Origin of the sequence: Streptomyces sp. NPDC058955, assembly GCF_042741435.1 — a bacterium.
Lineage (GTDB): Bacteria > Actinomycetota > Actinomycetes > Streptomycetales > Streptomycetaceae > Streptomyces.
This window is the reverse complement of record NZ_JBHYKM010000087.1, coordinates 5,700-26,274: the sequence shown is the minus strand read 5'-3', so window position 1 is coordinate 26,274 and position 20,575 is coordinate 5,700. Positions and strand designations below refer to the sequence as shown.

Below are 20,575 nucleotides of genomic sequence, written 5' to 3'. Positions count from 1 at the left end.
TCCCGGCGGGGTCGGTGCGGTCGGTCGCCTGGCGTCGTCTCAGCGCAGCCAGTGCCCCGCCGCGGCCAGCAGCGCGGTGACACCGAGCCGGATGGTCGGATCGGGCACGGGGGCGTAGTGCGGCGAGTGGTTGGTGGGTACGGAGGCCGGCAGGCCGTTCTCCAGGACGTCGTCGGGGTCGAGGTCCTGGAACAGGGCGTGGTCGGCGCCGCCGAAGTGCCACATGACGGAGGGGACGCCGAGGGCGGTCCCGAAGAGGCCGAAGTCCTCGCTGCCGGTGAACGGCTGGGGCAGGGTGACGACCGTGTCCCGGCCCAGCGCGTCGCCGAGCGCGGTCATGACGGCGGCCGTGGTCTCCGGGTCGTTGACCGTCACCGGGAACGACGGCAGGCGGGTGATCTCGGGGTCCTCGGGGGCGCCGGACGCGGCGGCCTCGGCCCGGACGACGCGCTCGACGGCCGCGAGGACCCGGTCGCGCACCGCCGGGGTGGTGCTGCGCACGTTCACCAGGAGCTCGGCGGTGTCGGGGATGATGTTCTCCTTCGTGCCGGCGTGGATCGAGCCGACGGTCACCACCGCCGTCTGCGTCCCGCCCACCTCGCGCGCCACGACCGTCTGCAGACGCATCACGACCGCCGCCGCCATCACCACCGGATCCACGGTCAGCTCCGGCGCGGAGCCGTGCCCGCCCCGCCCGTGGAGACGGACCCGGAGGCTGTCGGACGCGGACATCAGCGGGCCCGGACGGGTGGCGACGAAGCCGACCGGGGCGGGCATGACGTGCTGGGCGAGACAGACGTCGGCCCGGGGGAAGCGGTCCAGGAACCCGTCCTCGATCATCACGCCCGCACCGCCGACCTCCTCGGCCGGCTGGAAGACGGCGACCACCGTCCCCCTCCAGTGCTCCCGGCCCGCGGCGAGCTGGGCGGTGGCACCGAGCAGACAGGTGACGTGCATGTCGTGGCCGCAGGCGTGCATGACCGGGACCCGATGGCCGTCACGGTCGACGGCCGTCGCGGTGGAGGCGTACGGCAGGCCCGTCTTCTCCTCGACCGGCAGGGCGTCCATGTCGGCGCGGAGCAGGACGACGGGGCCGTCGCCGTTGGCGAGGACACCGACGACGCCGGTGCCGCCGACGCCCTCGGTGACGTCCCAGCCCTGCTCGCGCAGGAGGCCGGCGACGATCCCCGCCGTGCGGACCTCCTGGAACGACAGCTCGGGGTGGGCGTGCAGGTCCTCGTACAGCGCCCGCAGGCCGGGGAGCCGGTCCGCGAGGCCGGTCGTCAGGGCGGCGAGGGGGGTGGTGACGGTCATGACTGCTGCTCCGATTCGACGGACGGACGGGTGGGGGAGGCCGCGCCGAGAGCGGCGCGGAAGGAGTCGGTGTCCTGGGGGGTGAGCAGGGCCATCGCCGCCGCGACGACCGCTCCGAGGACGAGGAAGGCGAAGGCCGTCTCGAAGGAGAAGGCGTCGGCGATCACGCCCATGACGGGCGGTGCGACCATGCCGGCCACCTGCCCGCCGAAGATCACGACGGCACTGCCCACGCCGACGTAGGCGGGCGGCAGGGCGCGCATCGGCACGGAGAGGATCGGCATGTACGAGAGGGAGGCGCTGAAGACCGCGAGGGTGCCGAAGACCACGAATCCGGTGAACGACGAGGACCAGGCCGCCAGGGGCAGGGTGACGGCGACGACGGCCATGCCGGGCACGATCACCTTGCGGTGGTGGCCCTCGAAGCGGTCGGACAGCCGCCCGCCGATGACGGTCGCGGCCGCGGCGGCCAGCGCGGGGAGCGCGAGGACCGGACCGAGCGAGGTGACCGGCAGGCCGCGCTCGTCCTCCAGGTAGGTCGGGATCCAGGTGTTGAGCCCCCAGATGATGGTGCTGTAGCCGAACATCATCGCGGCGAAGCGCCACAGCACGCCGTGGCGCAGCACCTCGCGCACGCGGGGCGGTCGCTCGGAGTGCTCCGGCTCGGGGTCGGCGGAGGGGACGGGGTCCGGCAGCCACAGGCGTATGGCCACGACGACGAACACGCCGAGCGCGGCGGTCGAGAAGAACACCGAGCGCCAGCCGAACGCGGCGAGCAGCGGGACGGCGACGAGCGGGGTGAGGATGCCGGCGATCGCGTTGGAGCTCATGACCACACCGTTGGCGCCGGCCCGTTCGGCGGGAGCCGTGCGCTCGACCAGCACCTTCAACGAGGCGGGCGGGAAGACGCCCTCGGCCGCGCCGAACGCGAACCGCAGGAGGAGCAGAGCGGCGAAGGACCACGCGAAACCGGTCAGCGCGGTGAACAGGGACCAGGCGAGCAGGGCCCAGAGGGTGACCCGGCGGGCGCCGAAGCGGTCGGCGAGCATGCCGCCGGGGATCTGGCAGAGGGCGTAGGCGAGGAAGAACGCCGACACGACCAGACCCTGCTGGCCACGGCTCAGATCGAACTCCTCGCCGAGGTCGGGCAGGACGAGGTTGATGACGAGCCGGTCGGTGTAGTCGATCAGCCAGGCGGCGAAGAGCAGGGCGACCGTGGTCCTGACGACGCGCCTGCCTCGGGGCGTCGCGTCCGTCGCGGCCGGGGACGGGTGCGGGGGCGGAGCAGACATGGCACTCCTCATCACCGTCGGCCGGGCCCTGTACGCCCGGCCGGAAGTGCCCCTAAGATCCGGCCCGTGACGCGAACTCTGGCGAATCTGCAGGAAAATTCTCCGCAGGCACCGGCTGTGCAGGATTCCCGCACGACGATCCGGCCGGACGGCGAGGTCCGGTTCACGGAGCAGGACCTGGCTCTGCTCGACGCCCTGCAGTCCGCGCCCCGCGCGCCCTGGTCGCGGATCGGGAAGGCGCTGGGGATCGACGCGACGACCGCCGCGCGCCGCTGGGAGCGGCTGCGGGAGAACGGGCTGGCGTGGGTGACCGCGTACGACTCGGCCAGGACGACGACCGTGGCCTTCGTCGAGGTGCGGTGCCGGCCCCGCGCCCACGAGGCGGTCGGCGCGGCGGCGAGCGCGTTGCCGTGGGTGTTCAGCGTCGACGAGACGGCCGGCGACTTCGACCTGATGCTGTCCGTCGGGGCCGCCGACCTGCCGGGCATGGGCCGGGCCGTGCACCAGGTCATCGGGGGCATGCGCGGCGTGCGGTCCGCGCGGACGCGGCTCGGCATCTCCCTGTACGGCGAGGGCGGCGACTGGCGCATCCGGGCCATGGAACCGGCCCGGCGGGCGGAACTGGGCACGTCGTGCCTGCCGAGCCGCACCCCGTACGCCACCCGCCGCAACCCCAGGGAGTCGGCGGAGGACCAGGCGCTGCTCCAGGCCCTCGGCGCGGACGGGCGCCTCGGCTACACGGCCCTCGCCGCGGCGACGGGGCTGAGCGAGCACACCGCCCGCCGCAGGGTGCAGCGGATGCTCCGCGACGGTGACATCACGCTGCGCTGCGACTTCGTGTATCCCCTCGCCGGACTGGGGACGATGGTCATGTACCGGATGTCGGTGCCGCACGCCCTGCTCGGGCGGACCGGGCAGGCGCTGGCCCGCCTCGGGCAGGTCCGGATGTGCGCCTCGGTCACCGGCCCGCACAACCTCTTCGTCCAGGTCCTGCTGCACGGCCTGCAGGCCGTCGACCCCTTCGAGGCACACCTCGTCGACCAGTTCCCGGCGCTGGAGATCAAGGACCGCACCGTGACGCTGCACACGCGCAAGCGCATGGGCTGGCTCCTCGACCACGACGGCAGGGCCCTCGGCCGGGTCCCGCTGGCACCCCCCGAGGTGTGAGGCGACCGGCCCCTACGCGCCCGGCCGGCGCTCCCCGTGCCGGGTGGCCTGCTCGAAGGCGTACCCGGCACGCAGCAGGGAGAGTTCGGCGCGGTGGGGGCCGACGAGCTGCACCCCGAGGGGGAGCCCCTCGGGGGTGAAGCCGGCGGGGACGGCGAGGGAGGGGCTCCCGGTGGCGCTGATGTAGTACGCGGACCTCATCCAGTCGAGGTAGTCGTGCATCGTCGTCCCGTCGATCTCGGCCGGGTACTCGATCTCCACCGGGAACGGGGGGAGTTGGCTGACGGGCAGCAGCAGGACGTCGTACCGGGTGAAGAACTCCCGCATGCGGTGGAAGAGTTCGCCGTGCAGGAGTTCGGCGCGGCCCAGGTCGGCGCCGGTCAGCCGCTGCCCGAAGTCGATGTTGGCGGCCAGCGACGGCTTGACCCGGTCGCGGTGGGCTTCGAGGGCGGGCCCGAGGACGGTGGCCATCTGCCAGCCCCGGAGGGTGCGGAAGACGTCGTCGGCGCCGGTGAGGTCGGGGCAGTCGCGGACGACGGCGCAGCCCAGGCCGGTGAAGACCCCGGCCGCCGCTTCGACGGCCGCCGACACGACCGGTTCGACGGGGACGGCGCCGCCCAGATCGGGCGACCAGGCGACGCGGAGGTGTCGTACGTCCCCTTCGAGCGGCGCGGCGAAGGCGGACGGGTCCTGGTCGATGGAGACCGGGCACCGCGGGTCCGGGCCGGCCATCACGGAGAGCAGCAGGGCCACGTCGGTCACGGTGCGGGCCATCGGGCCCTGCACGACCTGCGTGGCCCACGGCGTGAAGTCCGGCCACAGCGGCACCCGGCCCGGCGAGGGGCGCAGCCCCACGATGTTGCAGAAGGAGGCCGGGTTGCGGATCGATCCGCCCATGTCGCTGCCGTCCCCCAGCGGCTGGAGCCCGGCGGCCACGGCGGCGGCCGTGCCTCCGCTGCTGCCGCCGGCCGAGCGGGTGGTGTCGTACGGGTTCCGGGTGGGCCCGAAGAGCGGGTTGAAGGTGTGCGAACCCGCCCCGAACTCCGGCACGTTGGTCTTGCCGAGCGTGATGGCGCCGGCCGCGCGGATCCGTTCGACGCTGATGTCGTCGTGCTCGGGGACGTGGTCGGCGAGGACGGGGGAGCCGTGGGTGGTGCGGATGCCGGCCGTGTTGTGGGTGTCCTTGTGCGCGACCGGCAGCCCGTGCAGCGGGCCGACCGGTTCGCCGCGCGCCAGGCGCTCGTCGGCGGCGGCGGCCGCTTCGAGGGCCCGGTCGGCGGTGAGGGTGACGAGGGCGTTGAGCGTCGGGTTGAGCTGCTCGATCCGCTCCAGGTGCGCGCCCACCACCTCCCGCGCGGACAGCTCGCGGGCCCGCAGGCGGCGGACCAGCTCGGACGCGGGGGCGTCGCAGATCTCGGGGTGGACGGGACGGGGCATCGGGTCTCCAGGGCGGGCGTAGGGGAGTGCGGGGGAGGGGACGGGGCGCGGGTACGGCCGGAGGCGCGCGGACCGGCCGCGCTCGCACCCCGGTCACCGGCGCGGCGGACCGTACGCCGCCACGGCGCGCATCCGCACACTCGCCATCGCCGGAACTCCTTCGCCGTCGGGCCGTCCCGCGACCGGCGGCAGCCGCACGACGGAGGGGCCGCGCCGGGACACGCTTCCCCGGGACGGTCGCACCGGGTGCCCACAGCATCCGCCCCACCACGCGAAGGACGCCGCAAGTGCAGGAATCCGGCAGAGGCGGCGCTCCCGCACCCGAATCCGGCGTGCGGGCCCCCGGCGGCACCGGGGGCCCTCGGAGGCGGACCTACGCCCGACCGCGGCCCGCGCGGCGGGCGAGGACGTCGTCCAGGCCGGCGCGTTCGGCGCGCAGGCCCTGGTGGAAGGCGGCGAGGGAGGGGCCGCGCCGGGCCCAGCCGGACATGGCCGTGATCGCCTCGTCGAGCGTGGCCGCCGACTCCTCGATCCGGTCCGAGACACACAGCAGCCGGCTCACCAGTTGCAGCGCGCGGGCGAACTCCACGACCTCGGTCGGCCCTTCGTTCGCGTGCCGTCGGAGCGTCTCGGCGGCCCGCTTGCCGACGACGACCGCATGCGTCGTCTCCAGGGCGACCAGGGGCCACTGCCCCGCGATCCGCGCGGCGGCGTAGACGTCGGCCGCCGTCCCCAGGGGGAAGACGTCGAGCCGGGCCCGGGCCTGCTCGGTACGCGGCCCGGCGCTCCGCGCCACCGCGGACTCCGCTGCCGCGAGCAGCCGCGGCACCTCGTCGGGCCGCCCGTAGGCGTAGCACGCCGCGGTGAGCACCCCCAGGTATCCCACCACCTCACCCGTCAGCTCATCGGCCCGGGCCGCGTCCCCCAGGCCCCGCACGGCCAGCAGCATGGTGCAGGTCTCCCAGCACCGACGGGCCGGCCCCTCCGTCTCGTCCCCCCGGCCGGCGAGCAGCAGCGCGGAGGTCTCGCGCCACAGCGCCCGGGCGAGCCGGCGCCGGCTCGCCAGGTCGTCGACGACACGCACGAGCTCGGCGGCCGCCGCGGCGGCGTCCCGCGCCGCCGCCAGCGCCTCGGGGGTCTCCGGCCGCGTGAGGGCCAGGCGATCGGCCCGGCTGCGCAGGCCGTCGGAGACCGCGTACGGATCGGGAGTGCTGCGTTTCCACCAGCGCATGGCACGCTCCTGTCGCGACCGACTCGCCACTTCCTGTGCTGTGGAGGATTGTTGAACGATTCTCCGATGTGCGCAAGGCTGCGGAGCGGCCCGATGCCGGGCCCGCAACTGCCCCATCAGGGAACGGAATTCGCCACCGACCTGCGGCCAGGAACCACTCGCCCCGTCCGCCCGTCATCTCCCAGGGGACCGCCGCACACCACTTCCCTGCGCTCGTCACCACCGACCGAGGTCCGAGGAGATCCATGGCCGACACCGTCCACTCACTGATCACCCGTGCTCACGACGTGCTGGTCGAGCTGCTGACCCAGGGCCCCACCCCGTCGGTCACGTCGGGACTCCACGACCTCGTCGCGCGCGCAGCGACGCTCGGCCCCGACGGCGCCTGGCTCGCCATCCCGGGCCACACGAACCTCGGCGCGGTGGCCCTCGCGTACGGGCAGACGGACCAGGCCCTCCAGCACCTCGACGCCGCGGTGTCCGTCGGCTTCAACGACTGCGTCGGGCTCCACGCCGCCCCCATGCGGCCGCTGCACCACGACCCCCGCTTCCAGGCCCTGTACCAGCGCATCCGGGTCACCCAGGCCGACTTCGACGAGTTCTTCTGGCTGCACCGGGAGATGCACACCATGCTGCGGGAGGCCCAGGACGCGAGCGTCGACAACATCGGCCGCCTCGACACCGGAGTCTCGCTCCTCCCGCAGGCCCCCATGCCGACCCGCGAACCGAACACCCCCGGCGTCCTGGGCACCCGCATCGAACTCGCGGCGATCCAGACCGCGCTCCGCCAGGCCGCGGTGAAGGCGGACTTCGAGCGCAGCGCCGGCAACACCAGCCTCAGTCTCCTCGACGACTCGTGGGACTACACTCGCGCCCGGCAGGACGCCTGGTACGCCGACGGCCTGGACTCCCGCCGCGAGCGCGCCGCCGAGGCCCGGGCCTTCGTCGAACGCCCCGGCGCCGGCACCACGCTCCTGCCCTGCCCGCCCCTGGGCTCAATCACCTACCCGGCCTGAGCAGCGCCGGACCGCCGAACCCCCCGCCGACAACGGGAGGTTCGGCGGCACGCCGTCAGGCGCGGGACAGCGAGTCCTCCTCAAGGCCGTGGAGGACGAACCCGTTCTCGAAGCGCACCTGGTAGCCGACCCGGGCGCCGGCCCCTCCGGAACCGACCGCACCATGCCGGATGATCTGCTCGCGGACGTGCCCCAACAGCCCGGTCGTGTGGGCGTCGTACCGCTGCCCGCCGACCTGCCGGTCGAACTCGGCGAGCGCGTCCTGGGCCATCCCGCGCGCCTCCACCTGCGCCCGGCCCGTCACGACGCCCCTCAGACCCTCGGCGAGGAACAGCGGACCGGGCAAGCCGATCCTGCCCGCGGTGTCGGTCCCGCCCACCTGGACGTCCCTGACGAGCCTCACCTGCGCGCCTACCTCGTACGGCATGGGCGCACCCCCCTCGTTCGATCGTGGCCGTGTCTCGGCCCCTGGCCGTGGTCACGGCCAGCGTAAGCGGGACGCCGGGAGAGGAGCGGCAGTTCCGGGACGGGGGGGAATCCGGTCACCGCAGGGTCGCCGTCAGCGGCCTCCCCTCGAGGTGCGGCGGTCTTCAGTCGCCTCCCCGGGCACGGAGCCTTCCCACGACTGGTAACACTCGTTACCATCCCAGGCATGGGAAAGACACAGCTGGGCGCCCGCGTCGACGACGACATCGCGGAACTGGCCAGGGCGCGCGCGAAGGACCGCGGCCTGAGCCTGGGCGACTACATCGCCTCCCTCGTGCGGGACGACGCCGACGGCATGCGCCGGCGCGGCCTGGACGCGGCGCGCCGCTTCCTGGACGAGCACCAGGCCCTCTTCGACGAGGCCGAGGCCGAGGACGCGGCGCGCCGTTCCACGGGGCCGCAGGCCGCTTGATGGAACTCCACATCGACGTCCCCTGGATCCTCCAGGTCGCCGAACTCGCGGGCGCCGACGATCCCGCGCCCGAGGACTACGGAGTGCCGGGGGCGGCCGTCGCCTGCCACCGGGCCGAGCTGCTCGACCACCCCGTCTACGACGGCGCCTACGCCCGCGCCGCCGCCCTCGTCCACGTCCTCGGCCGCTGCCGCTGGCTGGACCGCTCCAACCTCGCCGTCGCGGCGGCGACCGGCGTCATGTACCTGGAGGCCTCCGGCATCGAGGTGCACCCCACCCGCGAGGACGCCCTCGCCCTGCGCGACCTCCTGCGCGACCCCGCCTGCGGCGCGGCAGCCATCGCCACCCTCCTGCGGACCTGGTCGCCGCGCGACTGAGGCGACCGCGGTTCAGAGGCGCTTGGCGCTGCGGAGGGTCTTGGCGTAGTAGCCGTTGCCGTCCAGGCGGGAGACCCCGCCGATGTCTCCGATGGTGGGACCGTTGACCTCTTCCCGGCTGGACACGAAGATCAGGTGCCCCTCGGTGTCGTGACCGAGGACCATGCCCACGTGGTCGAGGCGCTGCCCGGTGCGGGCGTCGAGCTTGAAGAAGACGAGGTCGCCGGGCTGCAGCTGGTCGATCGCGGAGGGGCGGTCCTTCGCCGCGATGCCGGTGAGCGGGAGGACGTCGGTCCCCTCGCCGGAGCGCGCCATGCCGTTCGCGGTGCGGGGCAGGCCGTCGCCGGACGTGTCCGAGGACATCAGCGGGTAGCGGGCGCGGTAGCCCATCACCATCCGGATGTAGCCGGAACAGTCCAGGGACCGGGCGCGGACGGCCTCGGGCGTGCCGACGGCGCCGTCGCGGAACGGGTACGGCGTACCCAGGAAGTCGTAGAAGTCGGACTGTTCGAGGCGCAGGTCGCCGCCCTCCGCGCCGGAGGTGTTCAGCGGGCCGAAGTTCGCGTCGCCCGCGATGACCAGTCCCTGCGCGTCCTTGCGCTGCGCGGCGCCCGCCACGTACTGGAAGGCGACGGCGAAGATGTCGTCCTCCCGGCTCGTCGCGTACTCGGCGTACCACTCCTTGAACCACGTCGCGTTCTGCGCGTCCTTGGTCCAGCGCTTCGGCATGAGGCGCACCCAGTCGGTCGTGGAGACCCGGGAGGCGGTCGACGCCGGCTCGGCGAACGTGCGCGCCGGGCCCTTGAGGACGGCCGTGCGGGCGCCGTCCGTCAGCACCGCCTTCACCTGGCCGTCGGCGCCGCGGAGCACGCTGCGCGCGGGGTTCTCCAGCCGCGACCACCGCTGCTCGTCCGGGTCCGCGGCCGCACCGGCGGCCTTCGCCCGGGTGCCGTCGAGGACCCCGACGTCGCGGACCTCGGTGACGCCCCGCTCCTCCTGGGCGCGCAGTTCGAGGGTGAGGTACCCCGAGGCCGCGACGAGCCCGAGGACGACGAGGCCCGAGAGGACCGGACGGGACTTCTTCTTCCCTGACATGGTTCTTCCTCTGATTCTCGGGCGGGCTCAGACCGCGGGCATGACGCCGAGCAGCAGGCCGGCGGCGATGACGATGTAGGCCGTCAGCGAGACGGTGGCCGTGGCCAGCAGGGTCGGCCCCTTCGGCTGGCGCACCAGCTGGTAGGCGATGAGGCCGGGGACGATGAAGCCCAGGGTCTGGTTGCCGTACAGGAGCGGGAACTCGATCGACAGGACGATCATCACCGTGGCCTGGAGCAGGACGCCCAGCAGCACCACCGCGGCGAAGAGGCGCTTGCCGTACAGGATCACCAGCCGCTGCATGAGCCTGGTGCCCGCGTAGGTCAGGGCGGTGACGCCGACGACCATGGCGGCGCGCTGCAGGTCCTCGATGAGGGTCAGGGCCAGCCAGCCCGGGGTGATCATCCCGCCGGGGGAGAGGTTGGTGGTGAGGTAGCACAGCAGGGAGAACAGCAGCCCGATGGCGATGCCCAGGGCGGCCATCTCGGGGGTCAGTGCGGCGGTGGTCAACGGGGGCTCCGGACGCGGGTACGGGAGGGAAGCGGGTGGGTGGGGAGCGGCGGGCGGTTCAGGAGCGGGCCGGCGGCCGCTCGTCACCGCCGTCCGGAGTGGGGAACCAGCCGAACGACGCGGGGTCCTCGGCCTGCCCGGGCGGCCCGGAGCGCCGTCCCGGGCCCGGGCCTGGCGCCACCCGCTCGGCGGCACCGGATCCGCCCGGCACGGGGCGCCGGACCGGCAGCGGGTACACGTCGGAGGCGCGATACGCGTCCGGCTGCGCGGGGGAGGCGGGCTTCGCGTCCCGGTACGCGTCGGCGTTCCGCGCCGGGAGCCGGAGGCGCGGGATCCTGAGCGTCTGGGACGTCTCGTGCGGCTCCTCGGACGCCGGGCCGTTCGGCGCCTCCCGGGTGGCGGCGGCCGGCGCGGGCCCGGCCGGGCTGTCGTCCGCGGGCAGTCCGGCCAGGTACTCCAGCAGCTCCTCGCCCTGGCCGTGGATGTTGCCGATGGCCACGAGCGAGGAGCCGTCGGGCATCGCGGCCAGCATGGCGGGCATGAACTCCTCGGCCGGACGCCGCTCGCCGCCGAGGTCGACCGCCCGGTCCCGCCAGGCGGCGGGGATGGCGTCGATGGCGCTCTTGGCGGGGTGCCCGATGACGAAGACGTTGTCCGGCTTCAGATCGGGCACGATCTCGCCCATCTGCCCGTTGCGTTCGACGCGGTCGGGCCGGCAGTTGACGACGACGTTCAGCGGGCGGCCGACGGCACCGAGATCGAGCAGCTGGTTGACGTTCATCAGCGTCGACTCGGGGTCGTTGGCCGCGAAGACGTTGGCGAACGCGAGGCGCTTTCCCTCAGGCGTCACGTAACGCTCCACGGAGAGGACGCCGGGGTCCGGCGGAGCGTCGTACATGCCCTGCAGGGCGACCTGCCGTTCGACGCCGAGGAGCTCGGCGACCGTGAGGGCGATCGCCACGTTCTCCTTGAAGGTGAACCAGCTGAAGCCCCGCAGCTCCGCGTCGGAGACCGACTCGGGGTCGGCGTAGACGAGCCGGCAGTTCCGGGCGTCGGCCTCCTCCTGCAGGATGGCGAAACGTTCCTTCTCGGCGGTGACGCAGATGCCGTTCTCCGGCATCGAGCGGCACAGCGACCGGGCCACGTCGTCCAGCGTGGGGCCCATCTCGGCCAGGTGGTCCTCGCGGACGTTGCACAGGACGCCGATGGTGGAGCGGATCAGCTTGCTCTGGTTGACCTCCTGGAGCGCCGGCATGACGGCCATGCACTCGATCACGAGCGCGTGCGGCCGGTAGGCGGCGGCCCGCCGCACGATGCCGATCTGCTCCACCACGTTGGCGATGCCGAACTTGCGGTAGACCGGCTCCTCGGTCGCGTCCGGGTGGATGAACCGCGCGGCCGTGCCCGTGGTCTTGGCGACGGTGACGAGACCGCCGCCGCGCAGGGCGCCCGCGCACAGGCGGGTGATGGAGGACTTGCCCCGGATCCCGTTGACCAGGACCCGGGCCGGGATGACGTGGAGGGCGGCGTAGTGCCTGCGCTGTTCCACGATGCCCGCGATCAGCAGGGCGACGCTGCTGACCAGAAGGACGAAGTAGAGGTAGAGCACGTCCCGTGTCACCTTCCGCCCGTGCCGGCGCCGGACGGGGCGTCCGAGGGCCGGCGGGCCTGGTCGTGTCGGTGGGCCTGCGCCCGCTGGCGCAGGAGTTCCAGGCTGCGGACGACGGCGCCCACCTCGTCCTGGTAGCGGGGATAGAGGACGGTCCTGAGATCGCCGTCCGCGAGCTGCTCGGCGCTCCGCGCGAGGGCGCGCAGCGGCCGGACGACCACGAGGTGGATCCAGCCGAGGCAGAGCATGGCGGCGGCGAGACCGAGCATCCCCGCCAGGACGCCGCGGTCCTCGCGCTCGTACGCGGTGATCTGGAAGCCGGCCGCGTCCTGCCTGCTGACCACGGTCCAGCCGATGTCGGCGGTGACACCACCGCCGGAGAACGGCGCCGCCGCGGCCACGGTGATCCCGTCGCCGTCCCGGAGGAGCAGCCCGTTCTCGACCGGCCCCGCCCCGACCCGGACGCCTGCCGCGCGGACCAGATCCGTCAGCGCCTGGTCCGGCAGCCGCTCGAAGGCCCGGAACCCGTCGCTGGCGGCGATGGTCAGCCCGGCTGCGTCCACCACCCGGACCTCACCGAGGCCGGGCCGCGCCAGCAGCGAGTTGAGGAACTCCACCCGGATCTCGCCGACCAGGGTGCTGCCGCCGGGCACGGGGGCGGACGCCTGGACGACCGGCTTCTTGCCGCCCTGCCCCGACACCCGCACCGGCGGCCGGTCCTCGCCGCCGCTCCAGGCGTGCGGCTCACCACCCGCGCGGGCGGTGACGGAACCGTCGGCGGCGACGACGTAGAGGGCCTGGTAGCGGCCGTGCTTGACCAGGGCGTCCGCCAGCAGACGGCCCGCGGCACCGCTGTCGCCGGCCCCGATCGCACGGGAGACGGAGACGAGGTCCGCCTGGGCCTCGTTGAGCGCCCGACGCAGCCGGTCGGCGATCAGGTCCGTACGCTCCCGCTGGTCGTTGACCATCGTGGTCGGCACGCTCACGGACCCGTCCGTACGGTTCAGCAGCAGCCCGACGGGCACGCACCAGAGCAGCAGCAGGACCCCCGTCGCCACGAGCGGCCCGCGCGCCCCGACCCGCACCCGGCGGGCGGGGCCGACGGTCTCGTCCTCGCCGTTCAGACGACGGCGCAGCCGCTCCAGCGCGAGGCCGATCCGGTGGGCCTCGCCCCGGCGCGGCACCGGGACCGGACGCCGCAGGTCGCCGCGCGCCAGTCGGCGCGACTCCAGGAACAGCCGGAGCAGCGGCCGCTGGACCGTGCTCCAGAGCACGGCGACCGCGACCAGCCCCACCAGGAGGAGGGCGCCCGCCGCCGCGAGGCCGAAGAGCCGCCGGTCCTGGTCCTCGGGCTGCTGCTCCACCACGGGCAGCAGCGAGACGACCGTGAGCCCGAGGCCCGCGGCCACGCTCTCCCGCTCCTCGGGGTCCGTGGAGGCCAGCGAGGCGTACCCGGCGGTGGCCACCCGTCCGTTGTACGCGCCGCCGAGCAGGGTGCCGCTGACGCCGGGATAGCCACGGGACCCGGGCTCCCGGGCGCGGACCGGATGCTCCTCGGTCCGTACGGCGGCCTGGTCGGCGAGGCGGGTCATCTGCCGGCGCAGGAAGGCGAGCTCCTCGCGCTCCTGGTCGGAGTTGAGCGCCTCGGCCTGCTCGAAGCCCGCGGTGGCGAGGACCTCTCCGTCCTCGGCCACCACCGACATGCTGCGGAACGGACCGAGGTTCACGGCCGGCACGGACAGGCTGCTCGACGCGACCAGCAGCTGCTGGGGACGGTCGGCCCAGTCCAGGACGGCCATGGTCATCAGCCGGACGTCGCCGGTCTCCAGGCGCACCATCCGCGGCGTCAGGGCCCGCTCGCCGACGAGGACGTCACGGTCGAGCCAGGCGAGGGGAATCGTCTCGCCGCGAGCGGCGAGCACGTCCCCGCTCGCCAGGTCCACGACGGTGGTGCCGGTCCACTTCTGGTACGTCCGCCCCAGGTCCGAGAGGACCCGTCCCGGCTTGACGGGGCGGCCCGCGTTCAGCGCGGCGGCGGTGCGCTCCAGGTCGGCGACCCGCTCGTCGATCGAGGCGCGCAGGGCGATGGCACCGTCCTCGGCGAAGTACCGCTGCGAGGACAGCACCGCCTGCGGGGCCACCGCTTCCTCGGCGGGCCCGAGCACCTTGGCCGTCAGTCCGGCCAGCGCCAGGAGCAGTACGCACAGGACGGCGATCGGCGGACGGATGCCGCCGAGAAGCGGCATGTCCGCACGCCTGCGGCTGCGCCGCCGCCCTCCGCGGACGGCGTACGCTGCGTTCTTCTGTGTCACTGCTGCTTTCTTTCCTGGTTCCTGGGGCCCGGCTCGCCACCCGTGGGCGCGGTGGGCGGCACCCACGGCGGGTCGCCGGAGGCGGAGACGGTGGCGGAGACGGGGCGCGGCGGGGTAACCGGGGCCGGTTCAGTCCGTCAGGGACAGCTCGGCCAGACCGTCGCCGCCCGGAGCACCCCGGTTGTAGAGGAAGCCCTGCGTCCGGTCGGCGGCGAGGCGGTACCGGGCGAGACGGTCGGGGGAGAGGCCGCCGGGCCGGTCGAGCGCCTGCCGCACGTCGACGAGCCGGTGGTCCTCGACGGCCCCACGGGGCAGCCGCTCGCCCTCCTCCGGCTCGGGAGGGATGTCGACCAGCGTCGTGCGGTAGCGGGCGGCGACGTCCCAGCCGTCGTCCGTCTCCCGGAACTCGAACCAGCCGATCACGCCCTCCTCGGTGAGACCGGTGGGCGACGAGTGACGGGCCACCTGGTTCCCGAGGCTGTACGCGACCCAGGTGCCGTTCAGCTTCTGGATCGGCTGCACCACGTGCGCGTGGTGGCCGATCACGAGGTCGATCCCGGTCTCCCGGGTGAGCCGTTCGGCGAGCTGCAGCTGCGGCGCGCTCGGCTCGTTGTAGTGCTCCAGCCCCCAGTGGACCGAGAGGATCACGACCTCGGCGCCCTGCTGCCGGGCCCGCTGCTCGGCCTTCTTGATCTCGTCGGTGCTGATCCGGTTGAAGGCCCAGCGTTCCTTCGCGGGGGTGGGGTTGAGGAACGACTCCCACGAGTAGGACAGGTGCGCCACCTTGACGCCCTTGACGTCACGAATGTTGATCTTCTGCGCCTCGTCGCGGGTACGGGCCGAGCCGGCGTGACCGAGCCCGACCTCGTCCATGGCGTCCAGGGTGCGCCGCACGGCCTTCAGCCCGTGGTCGTACGTGTGGTTCGAGGCGGTGGAGCAGGTGTCGTACCCCACGTCCTTCAGCGCCGTGAGGATCTGCGGAGGGACGAGGAACTCGGGGTACCCCTCGAAGGGCCCCTTGGGCCTGCCCACGGGGGTCTCCATGTGGCAGATGGCCAGATCGGCCTTGCCGACCACCGGTCGTACGCCGGCGAGCAGCGGCCCGAAGTCGAGTCCCGCGCTGCCCTTGCCGGTCTCCTCGGCGTCCTTGGCCGCCTGCTCGACGAGCTCGGGATGGATGAGAACATCTCCTGCGGCGGCGACGGTGAACGATCGCCCGCCCGGCTTGACCTGCGGATTCGAGGGCGCCGCACAACCGGCCCCGAGAACGGCGAAGGCAGCGGTCACCGCCAGCGCACGCCCTATGGGGAGAGATTCACTCAATGTCACCGACGAATCTTCACACGAGCAACGTGGCCTCTCGCCGCAGGTTCGTCACGAGAGCATCACTATTCCTTCACATTCTCGGCGTCCTCTGCGTGTCGCTCGCCCTGGCGGGCTGTCGGCTGTCGGAGCCCACCCGCGAGGCCGCGAATCCCCCGAAGGGTACGAAACTGGTCGATGTCGACCGACGCATCGTCGACTACGCCCGCCAGGCCGCCGAGCGCGCGCCCTACACGCCCCCGAGCGCCGCGGAGCGCAAGCGCCTCGCCCTCGGCGTCGGCCGCCTCCTGGACGGGGACCGCCCCGGCGCCGAGCGCGTCCTCGCCGGCGTGGGCTTCCGTGTCACCCGCCTGACCGACGCCGTCTCCGGTCGGCGCTACGACGAGGTCGCGGCACGCGGCCAGGGCCCCGAGGCCCGCTGGGGGCGCCTGTACGTCAGCGCCGACGCCGAGCTCCGCTGGAGCGTCCAGGTGCCGCACCCGGTGGCCGACCGCGACACCGAGACCCTGGGCGCCCACCTCCTGGAGGGCACTCCGCACGGCGCAGTCGTCCTCGCGGGCGCCCACCGCACCGCCGGCCGCGGTGACGCGGCGGACGTGGCCCACCGCACCGACAGCGCCTTCCACGCCATCGTCGTAGAACTGCAGAAGCGCGACGTCCCGGGCATCCAGGTGCACGGCTTCGCGCAGACCCCCGGCCGTCCCTACGACGCCATCCTCTCCACCGGCGCCGCCCGCACCGCCTCCCGGGACGCCGCGACCCTCGCGGACCTCATGGGGAGCCGCGACCTCCGCGTCTGCCGGGCCTGGTCCGCCCCCTGCCCCCTGGAAGGCGCCACGAACGCCCAGGGCAAGTCGGCCCACCGCCGCGGGACCCCCTTCCTCCACGTGGAACTGGCCCCGAGGGCCAGAGCCGACACCCCGAAGGCCGACCGCACGCGCGCAGCGCTCTCGACCTTCCTGTCCACCTGGTCGGGCACGCGGCACCCGTGACAAGGGCCCACGGAGAGATCATCGCGCGGCCCGCAGCGGTCAGATGTGGGCCCGGACCTGCTTGACCGGATGGCCCAGCAGGTCCGCCAGGGCCGTCAGCTCCTCCTCGCCGAACCAGAGCCGTTCAGGGTTCCAGACGGCGATCTCGAACCGGGCGAAGCCGCAGGGCCAGTCGTAGTCGAGCAGGTCCAGGGTGGTCGACCCTCCACAGCACGGGACCTGGACCGCGAGCGTGGTGAAACCGTCCTCGCAGTGCGCCTCCAGGAGGTCGCCCCACCACATCGTGTCGATGTCCGCCCGGCACAGGGGGCAACCGATCCTCTCCAGGTTCCCCCCGCAGTCGACGGCGGTCATCGCGTCGTACCAGCTGACGTCGATCTCCACGTCCGCGCCGCCGTCGACCCCGGGCGCGAGCTCCTCGACGAGCGCGACCGCGCGCTCGACGGCATCGCGATCGGGTTGCCAGTGCGGATCGGTCGGCAGGACCGACAGGACGTCATCGCTCATGGCTTCCCCACCTCGTCGCTCCCCGGACACCGCTCCACCGCGACGCCGTCGGTCCAACGCTCTCACCCCGGCCGCCCCGGCTCCCCCCGGGGTCGGCCCACGATCGTTCACCCGTCACATACGAACGGTCGTGAGCTAAGATTCCGGACATGCCCCGACGCTCCGCCGCAGAAGCCCTCGACACCCGTGCGCGCATCCTCGACCGCGCCGTGGCGATCGCCGCGACGGACGGCCTCGAAGGGGTCACCATCGGGCGCCTCGCCACCGACCTGGGCATGAGCAAGGCGGGTGTGCACGGACACTTCGGCTCCAAGGAAGCGCTCCAACTGGCCGCCTTCGACGTCGCGGTCGAGCAGTTCAAGGAACTGGTCACGGCCAGGGCGCCGCAAGCGGTCGGCCCCGGCGCCCGCCGCCTGCTCCTCCTGTGCGACGCCTGGGTCGACTACCTCGAACGCGACGGGATCGCCGGCGGCGGCTGCTTCCTCACCGCCGCGGCCCTGGAGTTCGACAACCGTCCCGGACCGGTCCGCGACGCCATCGCGGACACCGCCGACCGCTGGCTCGCCCACCTCGGACGCCTCGCCGCGGACGCCGTCGAGGCCGGGGACCTGCCCTCCGACACCGACCCCGCCCAGATCGCCTTCGAGCTCAACGGCATCGCCATGGCCGCCAACCAGGCCATCCAGCTCCAGCGCGACCCCGCCGCGTCCCAGCGCGCCCGCCGCGCCATGCACCGGACCGTCGGAGCACCCTGACCCGACCGCCGTGTCGCGCCGTCCGCCGACCGGCCCTGCGGCGGAGCGCGCACCCGGGCGGCCGGGGGGACCATGGAGACGTGGACACTCAGGCCCGGCAGGACGGGCTGGGCGGGCAGGTCGTCTCCGGGGTCACCGAGATCACCGACCTCGAGACGTTCTACGGCCTGGCCCAGCGCGACCGTCTGTACATCTGCTTCGCCGACGCCGACTGGTGCGGACCGTGCCGGGTCCTGCGGGCGCGGTACTCCCGGCTGGCCTCCGACTACGCGGGACACGAACTGTTCCACCGCTTCGACGTGGACGTGGTGCCCGAGGTCGCCCAGGCGCTCCACGTCCAGATGCTCCCGACGACCTTCGTGTACCGGAACGGCGAGCCGCTCGACTGGCCGTGGCCCGGCGCGCCGGGGCCGGCGACCCAGGAGGAGTACCGGGCCTGGATCGACCGGCACCTCTGACCGCCCGTACGGCTCAGGCGCCGCCGGGGCCGTCGTACCGCAGCCGCTCGTCCGACCACGTCCCGGCGTGCAGCATGGCGTCGCGGGTGAACGGGCCGTACCAGCCGTCCTGCGTGGTGCCGATGATCGCCTGTACGCGCTTGAGCGCGCGTTCCGTGACCGGGCCGAAGTAGCCGTCCTCGGCGAGGTCCTGGCCGTAGCACTGGTTCAGGCTCACCTGGAGGGCGAGGACGGCCGCGTTGCGGGCCTCGCGGCGCAGCGCGCACGCGGTGTCCGTGCCGTCGCAGACGGGCAGCCAGGCGAGTCCGGCCGGGGTCTCGACGGCCGCGTAGTCGTCACAGGGCTTCATGGTTCTCCTCCGGGGTCGGCCGGGTGTGCGGGACGGGTGGGGGACTGTCAGGCTGGAGGGGTGAGCACCGCCTCCTCCGGGCCGGTGGGCCCGATCGACGTGACCGATCTGGACACCTTCTACGGCATCGTCCAGAGGGACCGCCTCAGCGTGTGGGCGGCCGACTCCTCGCCGCCCGCCTGGGCGGCGGAGCGGCTGCGCGAGCGGTACCGCCGGCTGGCCCTGGTGTACGAGGGCCGGGTGGAGTTCTGCCGTGTGTCGCGGGCGTCGGCGCCGGAGGTGTGGGACGTGCTGGGCGTCGGCGAGGAGACGCCGGCGACCTTCGCCTTCCGCCGGGGCGCGGCGCTGGAGTGGCCCTGGCCGGTCGGCGTCCCGGCCCGGACGGAGGCGCAGTACCGTGCCTGGCTGGACCGGCATGCCGCGTGATCCTCGGAATCAGAAGGCTTCGAGGCGGTACCGCGGCCCCGCCCCCTGCTTCTTGAACCGGAAGGCGATCGCGTTGGCCGGAAGGGCGACGTTCTGGGTGAACTGGACGAGTTCGGCGCCCTGGTAGAGCCCGTCGACGACGAGGTCGACCGAGGCGGAGGCGGAGCCGTCGGGAGGGAACGCGATCTCGTGCTGGACGGCGCTCTGCTGGAGGTCCGCCCCGGAGAGGGTGTGCCGACCGCCCGCCCCGGCGGCGCTGCCGGAGCGGTAGGTCCACCGGAGCAGGAGGTGGTCCTGGGGCAGGGGGCGCGGGTCGAGGCCGAAGACCAGTGCGATCCGCCTGATCTCCTGGCTCGGCTCGTAGACGAGGGAGGCTCCGGACGGTCCGACCTCCGGGGCGAACTGCCGGAGGGTGACCGGCAGTCCGGTCTCCGGGCGGAAGTCGATGCCGATCGCGACCCGGACGGCGGCGGGGAATCCGCCGCCGGTGTCCGAGATCCGGTCCTCCAGGACGCCGCCCTCGTACCCGAACTCGGCGCTGCCGCACGGCTGGACGCTGCCGTCCGGGCTCTGGTAGCCACAGTCCACGGTGTAGCGCCGGACGAGCCAGGCCGGCTGGTCGCCGATGAGCACCTTGAGCGTCTTGTACTGAGGGGGCGGCGGGCACGCCTGCCAGCGGATGCGCAGGTCCTGGCCGTACGTCTGGACCTGGAGCTTGACGAACCGGCCGGAGCGGGTGCGGACGGCGACGACGCTGCCGGCGGTGAGCCGGTTCTCCCCCTCAGGTCCGCCGGGGACGGCGTCGGCGTGGTACGAGAGCGTCGCCAGGTCCTGATGCGCGAGCGGGTCGTAGCCGATGACGCCCATGGGGCAGAGCCGGGCGCCGAGCAGCGGGACGAGCTCCCGCCCGCCGCCCGGCAGTTGGCGCCACCACACGTCCGCCCGGCCCATTCCGGTGGCCTCGATCCCGGCTTCGAGGTCGAAGCGGTGGTTGCCGCGGACGACACCGGACCCGCTGGACATGGCGACCGTGCCGGGCCTCATGCGCGGACCCCTTCGGTGATGTCCAGGCGCAGTCGGTACGTGGGGACCTCCTCGGCCGGTTCGCTGCCCCGGCGCAGCTCGATGACGAGTTCGCAACGCGCCGGCGCGACGGCCCGGAAGCGGAAGCGGCTCAGGGTGCCGCCCGCTCCCATCGCCCCGGGCTCCACCTCGTCGATGGACTCGGCCACCAGGACGACGCTGTCCCGGTCGTACGAGGCGACGCGCCACAGTGCGCCCGTCAGCGGGTTGACGGGCAGCGTGACGACGAGCTCGTCGACGGGACGGAGGGTGAGGGTGGTGCCGTCTGCGGTGTGGTCCACGGTGTGTTCGGCCACCGGTTCCTCCTTTGCGAGGGGCGGGCGGAGCGGGCGGGGGGACGGGCCGTGGGGGGGGGGGCGGGGGGGGCCCCGCGCCCCCCCGCCGGCACAGAAATTTGAACACCACCAACATTTTTTGTTTACGA

General features: G+C 73.7%; 22 protein-coding genes. 8 read left to right on the top strand and 14 right to left on the bottom strand.

The features are described from left to right. Window positions 1-39: 39 nt before the first annotated feature. Window positions 40-1,314 (bottom strand): amidohydrolase, encoded by a 1,275-nt coding sequence (locus tag ACFW1I_RS27380; protein WP_384674830.1) that lies wholly within the window; start codon window positions 1,312-1,314, stop codon window positions 40-42. Further along, window positions 1,311-2,606 (bottom strand): MFS transporter, encoded by a 1,296-nt coding sequence (locus ACFW1I_RS27375; RefSeq protein WP_384674828.1) that lies wholly within the window; start codon window positions 2,604-2,606, stop codon window positions 1,311-1,313. Before ACFW1I_RS27375 ends, ACFW1I_RS27380 begins: the two co-directional genes overlap by 4 nt. Window positions 2,607-2,723: 117 nt before the next feature. On the opposite strand from ACFW1I_RS27375, the gene ACFW1I_RS27370 reads away from it, so the two are divergent. After that, window positions 2,724-3,773 (top strand): Lrp/AsnC family transcriptional regulator, encoded by a 1,050-nt coding sequence (locus tag ACFW1I_RS27370; RefSeq protein WP_384674826.1) that lies wholly within the window; start codon window positions 2,724-2,726, stop codon window positions 3,771-3,773. Between the two features lie 12 nt (window positions 3,774-3,785). Here ACFW1I_RS27370 and ACFW1I_RS27365 read toward each other — a convergent pair whose 3' ends face one another. Then, window positions 3,786-5,210, bottom strand: coding sequence for an amidase (locus tag ACFW1I_RS27365; RefSeq protein ID WP_384674824.1), 1,425 nt, complete (start codon window positions 5,208-5,210; stop codon window positions 3,786-3,788). Window positions 5,211-5,583: 373 nt separating this feature from the next. Beyond that, window positions 5,584-6,441: a hypothetical protein gene (locus ACFW1I_RS27360; protein WP_384674822.1), complete on the bottom strand. Its 858-nt coding sequence runs from the start codon at window positions 6,439-6,441 to the stop codon at window positions 5,584-5,586. A 245-nt stretch (window positions 6,442-6,686) separates the two neighbouring features. On the opposite strand from ACFW1I_RS27360, the gene ACFW1I_RS27355 reads away from it, so the two are divergent. Next, window positions 6,687-7,457: a hypothetical protein gene (locus ACFW1I_RS27355; protein WP_384674820.1), complete on the top strand. Its 771-nt coding sequence runs from the start codon at window positions 6,687-6,689 to the stop codon at window positions 7,455-7,457. A gap of 55 nt (window positions 7,458-7,512) precedes the next feature. Here ACFW1I_RS27355 and ACFW1I_RS27350 read toward each other — a convergent pair whose 3' ends face one another. Continuing rightward, complete coding sequence (locus ACFW1I_RS27350) at window positions 7,513-7,884, bottom strand: hypothetical protein (RefSeq protein WP_384674818.1); 372 nt, start codon at window positions 7,882-7,884, stop codon at window positions 7,513-7,515. Between the two features lie 225 nt (window positions 7,885-8,109). On the opposite strand from ACFW1I_RS27350, the gene ACFW1I_RS27345 reads away from it, so the two are divergent. After that, window positions 8,110-8,355, top strand: coding sequence for a hypothetical protein (locus ACFW1I_RS27345; protein ID WP_384674816.1), 246 nt, complete (start codon window positions 8,110-8,112; stop codon window positions 8,353-8,355). Further along, window positions 8,355-8,732 (top strand): fic family toxin-antitoxin system, toxin component, encoded by a 378-nt coding sequence (locus tag ACFW1I_RS27340; protein ID WP_384674814.1) that lies wholly within the window; start codon window positions 8,355-8,357, stop codon window positions 8,730-8,732. The genes ACFW1I_RS27345 and ACFW1I_RS27340 overlap by 1 nt, the downstream gene beginning before the upstream one ends. Window positions 8,733-8,744: 12 nt before the next feature. On the opposite strand, the gene ACFW1I_RS27335 is transcribed toward ACFW1I_RS27340, so the two are convergent. From ACFW1I_RS27335 to ACFW1I_RS27315, 5 genes are all read right to left on the bottom strand, one after another. Next, window positions 8,745-9,827: a C40 family peptidase gene (locus tag ACFW1I_RS27335; RefSeq protein ID WP_384674812.1), complete on the bottom strand. Its 1,083-nt coding sequence runs from the start codon at window positions 9,825-9,827 to the stop codon at window positions 8,745-8,747. A 27-nt stretch (window positions 9,828-9,854) separates the two neighbouring features. After that, complete coding sequence (locus ACFW1I_RS27330; protein WP_384674810.1) at window positions 9,855-10,337, bottom strand: poly-gamma-glutamate biosynthesis protein PgsC/CapC; 483 nt, start codon at window positions 10,335-10,337, stop codon at window positions 9,855-9,857. A gap of 58 nt (window positions 10,338-10,395) precedes the next feature. Then, entirely contained in the window at window positions 10,396-11,946 is a 1,551-nt protein-coding gene (gene pgsB / locus ACFW1I_RS27325) for a poly-gamma-glutamate synthase PgsB (RefSeq protein WP_384674850.1), read from the bottom strand. A gap of 8 nt (window positions 11,947-11,954) precedes the next feature. Next, a complete protein-coding gene (locus ACFW1I_RS27320) occupies window positions 11,955-14,192 on the bottom strand; it encodes a HAMP domain-containing protein (RefSeq protein WP_384674808.1) in 2,238 nt (745 codons plus the stop codon). Between the two features lie 195 nt (window positions 14,193-14,387). Further along, complete coding sequence (locus tag ACFW1I_RS27315; RefSeq protein WP_384674848.1) at window positions 14,388-15,551, bottom strand: CapA family protein; 1,164 nt, start codon at window positions 15,549-15,551, stop codon at window positions 14,388-14,390. Window positions 15,552-15,676: 125 nt separating this feature from the next. On the opposite strand from ACFW1I_RS27315, the gene ACFW1I_RS27310 reads away from it, so the two are divergent. Then, on the top strand, window positions 15,677-16,573 hold the full coding sequence (locus tag ACFW1I_RS27310; protein ID WP_384674806.1) for a hypothetical protein: 897 nt from the start codon (window positions 15,677-15,679) through the stop codon (window positions 16,571-16,573). A gap of 39 nt (window positions 16,574-16,612) precedes the next feature. On the opposite strand, the gene ACFW1I_RS27305 is transcribed toward ACFW1I_RS27310, so the two are convergent. Then, window positions 16,613-17,080, bottom strand: coding sequence for a hypothetical protein (locus ACFW1I_RS27305; RefSeq protein ID WP_384674804.1), 468 nt, complete (start codon window positions 17,078-17,080; stop codon window positions 16,613-16,615). A gap of 149 nt (window positions 17,081-17,229) precedes the next feature. Between ACFW1I_RS27305 and ACFW1I_RS27300 the strand changes: the two genes are divergently transcribed. Beyond that, window positions 17,230-17,835 (top strand): TetR/AcrR family transcriptional regulator, encoded by a 606-nt coding sequence (locus tag ACFW1I_RS27300; RefSeq protein WP_384674802.1) that lies wholly within the window; start codon window positions 17,230-17,232, stop codon window positions 17,833-17,835. Between the two features lie 80 nt (window positions 17,836-17,915). After that, window positions 17,916-18,293, top strand: a complete 378-nt coding sequence (locus ACFW1I_RS27295; RefSeq protein WP_384674800.1) for a thioredoxin family protein — start codon at window positions 17,916-17,918, stop codon at window positions 18,291-18,293. 13 nt (window positions 18,294-18,306) lie between these two features. Here ACFW1I_RS27295 and ACFW1I_RS27290 read toward each other — a convergent pair whose 3' ends face one another. Next, entirely contained in the window at window positions 18,307-18,642 is a 336-nt protein-coding gene (locus ACFW1I_RS27290; RefSeq protein WP_384674799.1) for a peptidoglycan-binding protein, read from the bottom strand. A 60-nt stretch (window positions 18,643-18,702) separates the two neighbouring features. Between ACFW1I_RS27290 and ACFW1I_RS27285 the strand changes: the two genes are divergently transcribed. Further along, window positions 18,703-19,068 carry a hypothetical protein gene (locus ACFW1I_RS27285; protein ID WP_384674798.1) on the top strand — a complete coding sequence of 122 codons (366 nt, stop codon included), beginning with the start codon at window positions 18,703-18,705 and terminating at the stop codon, window positions 19,066-19,068. Window positions 19,069-19,077: 9 nt separating this feature from the next. On the opposite strand, the gene ACFW1I_RS27280 is transcribed toward ACFW1I_RS27285, so the two are convergent. Both ACFW1I_RS27280 and ACFW1I_RS27275 read right to left on the bottom strand, forming a co-directional pair. Continuing rightward, on the bottom strand, window positions 19,078-20,112 hold the full coding sequence (locus ACFW1I_RS27280; RefSeq protein ID WP_384674796.1) for a hypothetical protein: 1,035 nt from the start codon (window positions 20,110-20,112) through the stop codon (window positions 19,078-19,080). Beyond that, entirely contained in the window at window positions 20,109-20,447 is a 339-nt protein-coding gene (locus ACFW1I_RS27275) for a protease inhibitor I42 family protein (RefSeq protein ID WP_384674794.1), read from the bottom strand. Before ACFW1I_RS27275 ends, ACFW1I_RS27280 begins: the two co-directional genes overlap by 4 nt. Window positions 20,448-20,575: the final 128 nt, after the last annotated feature.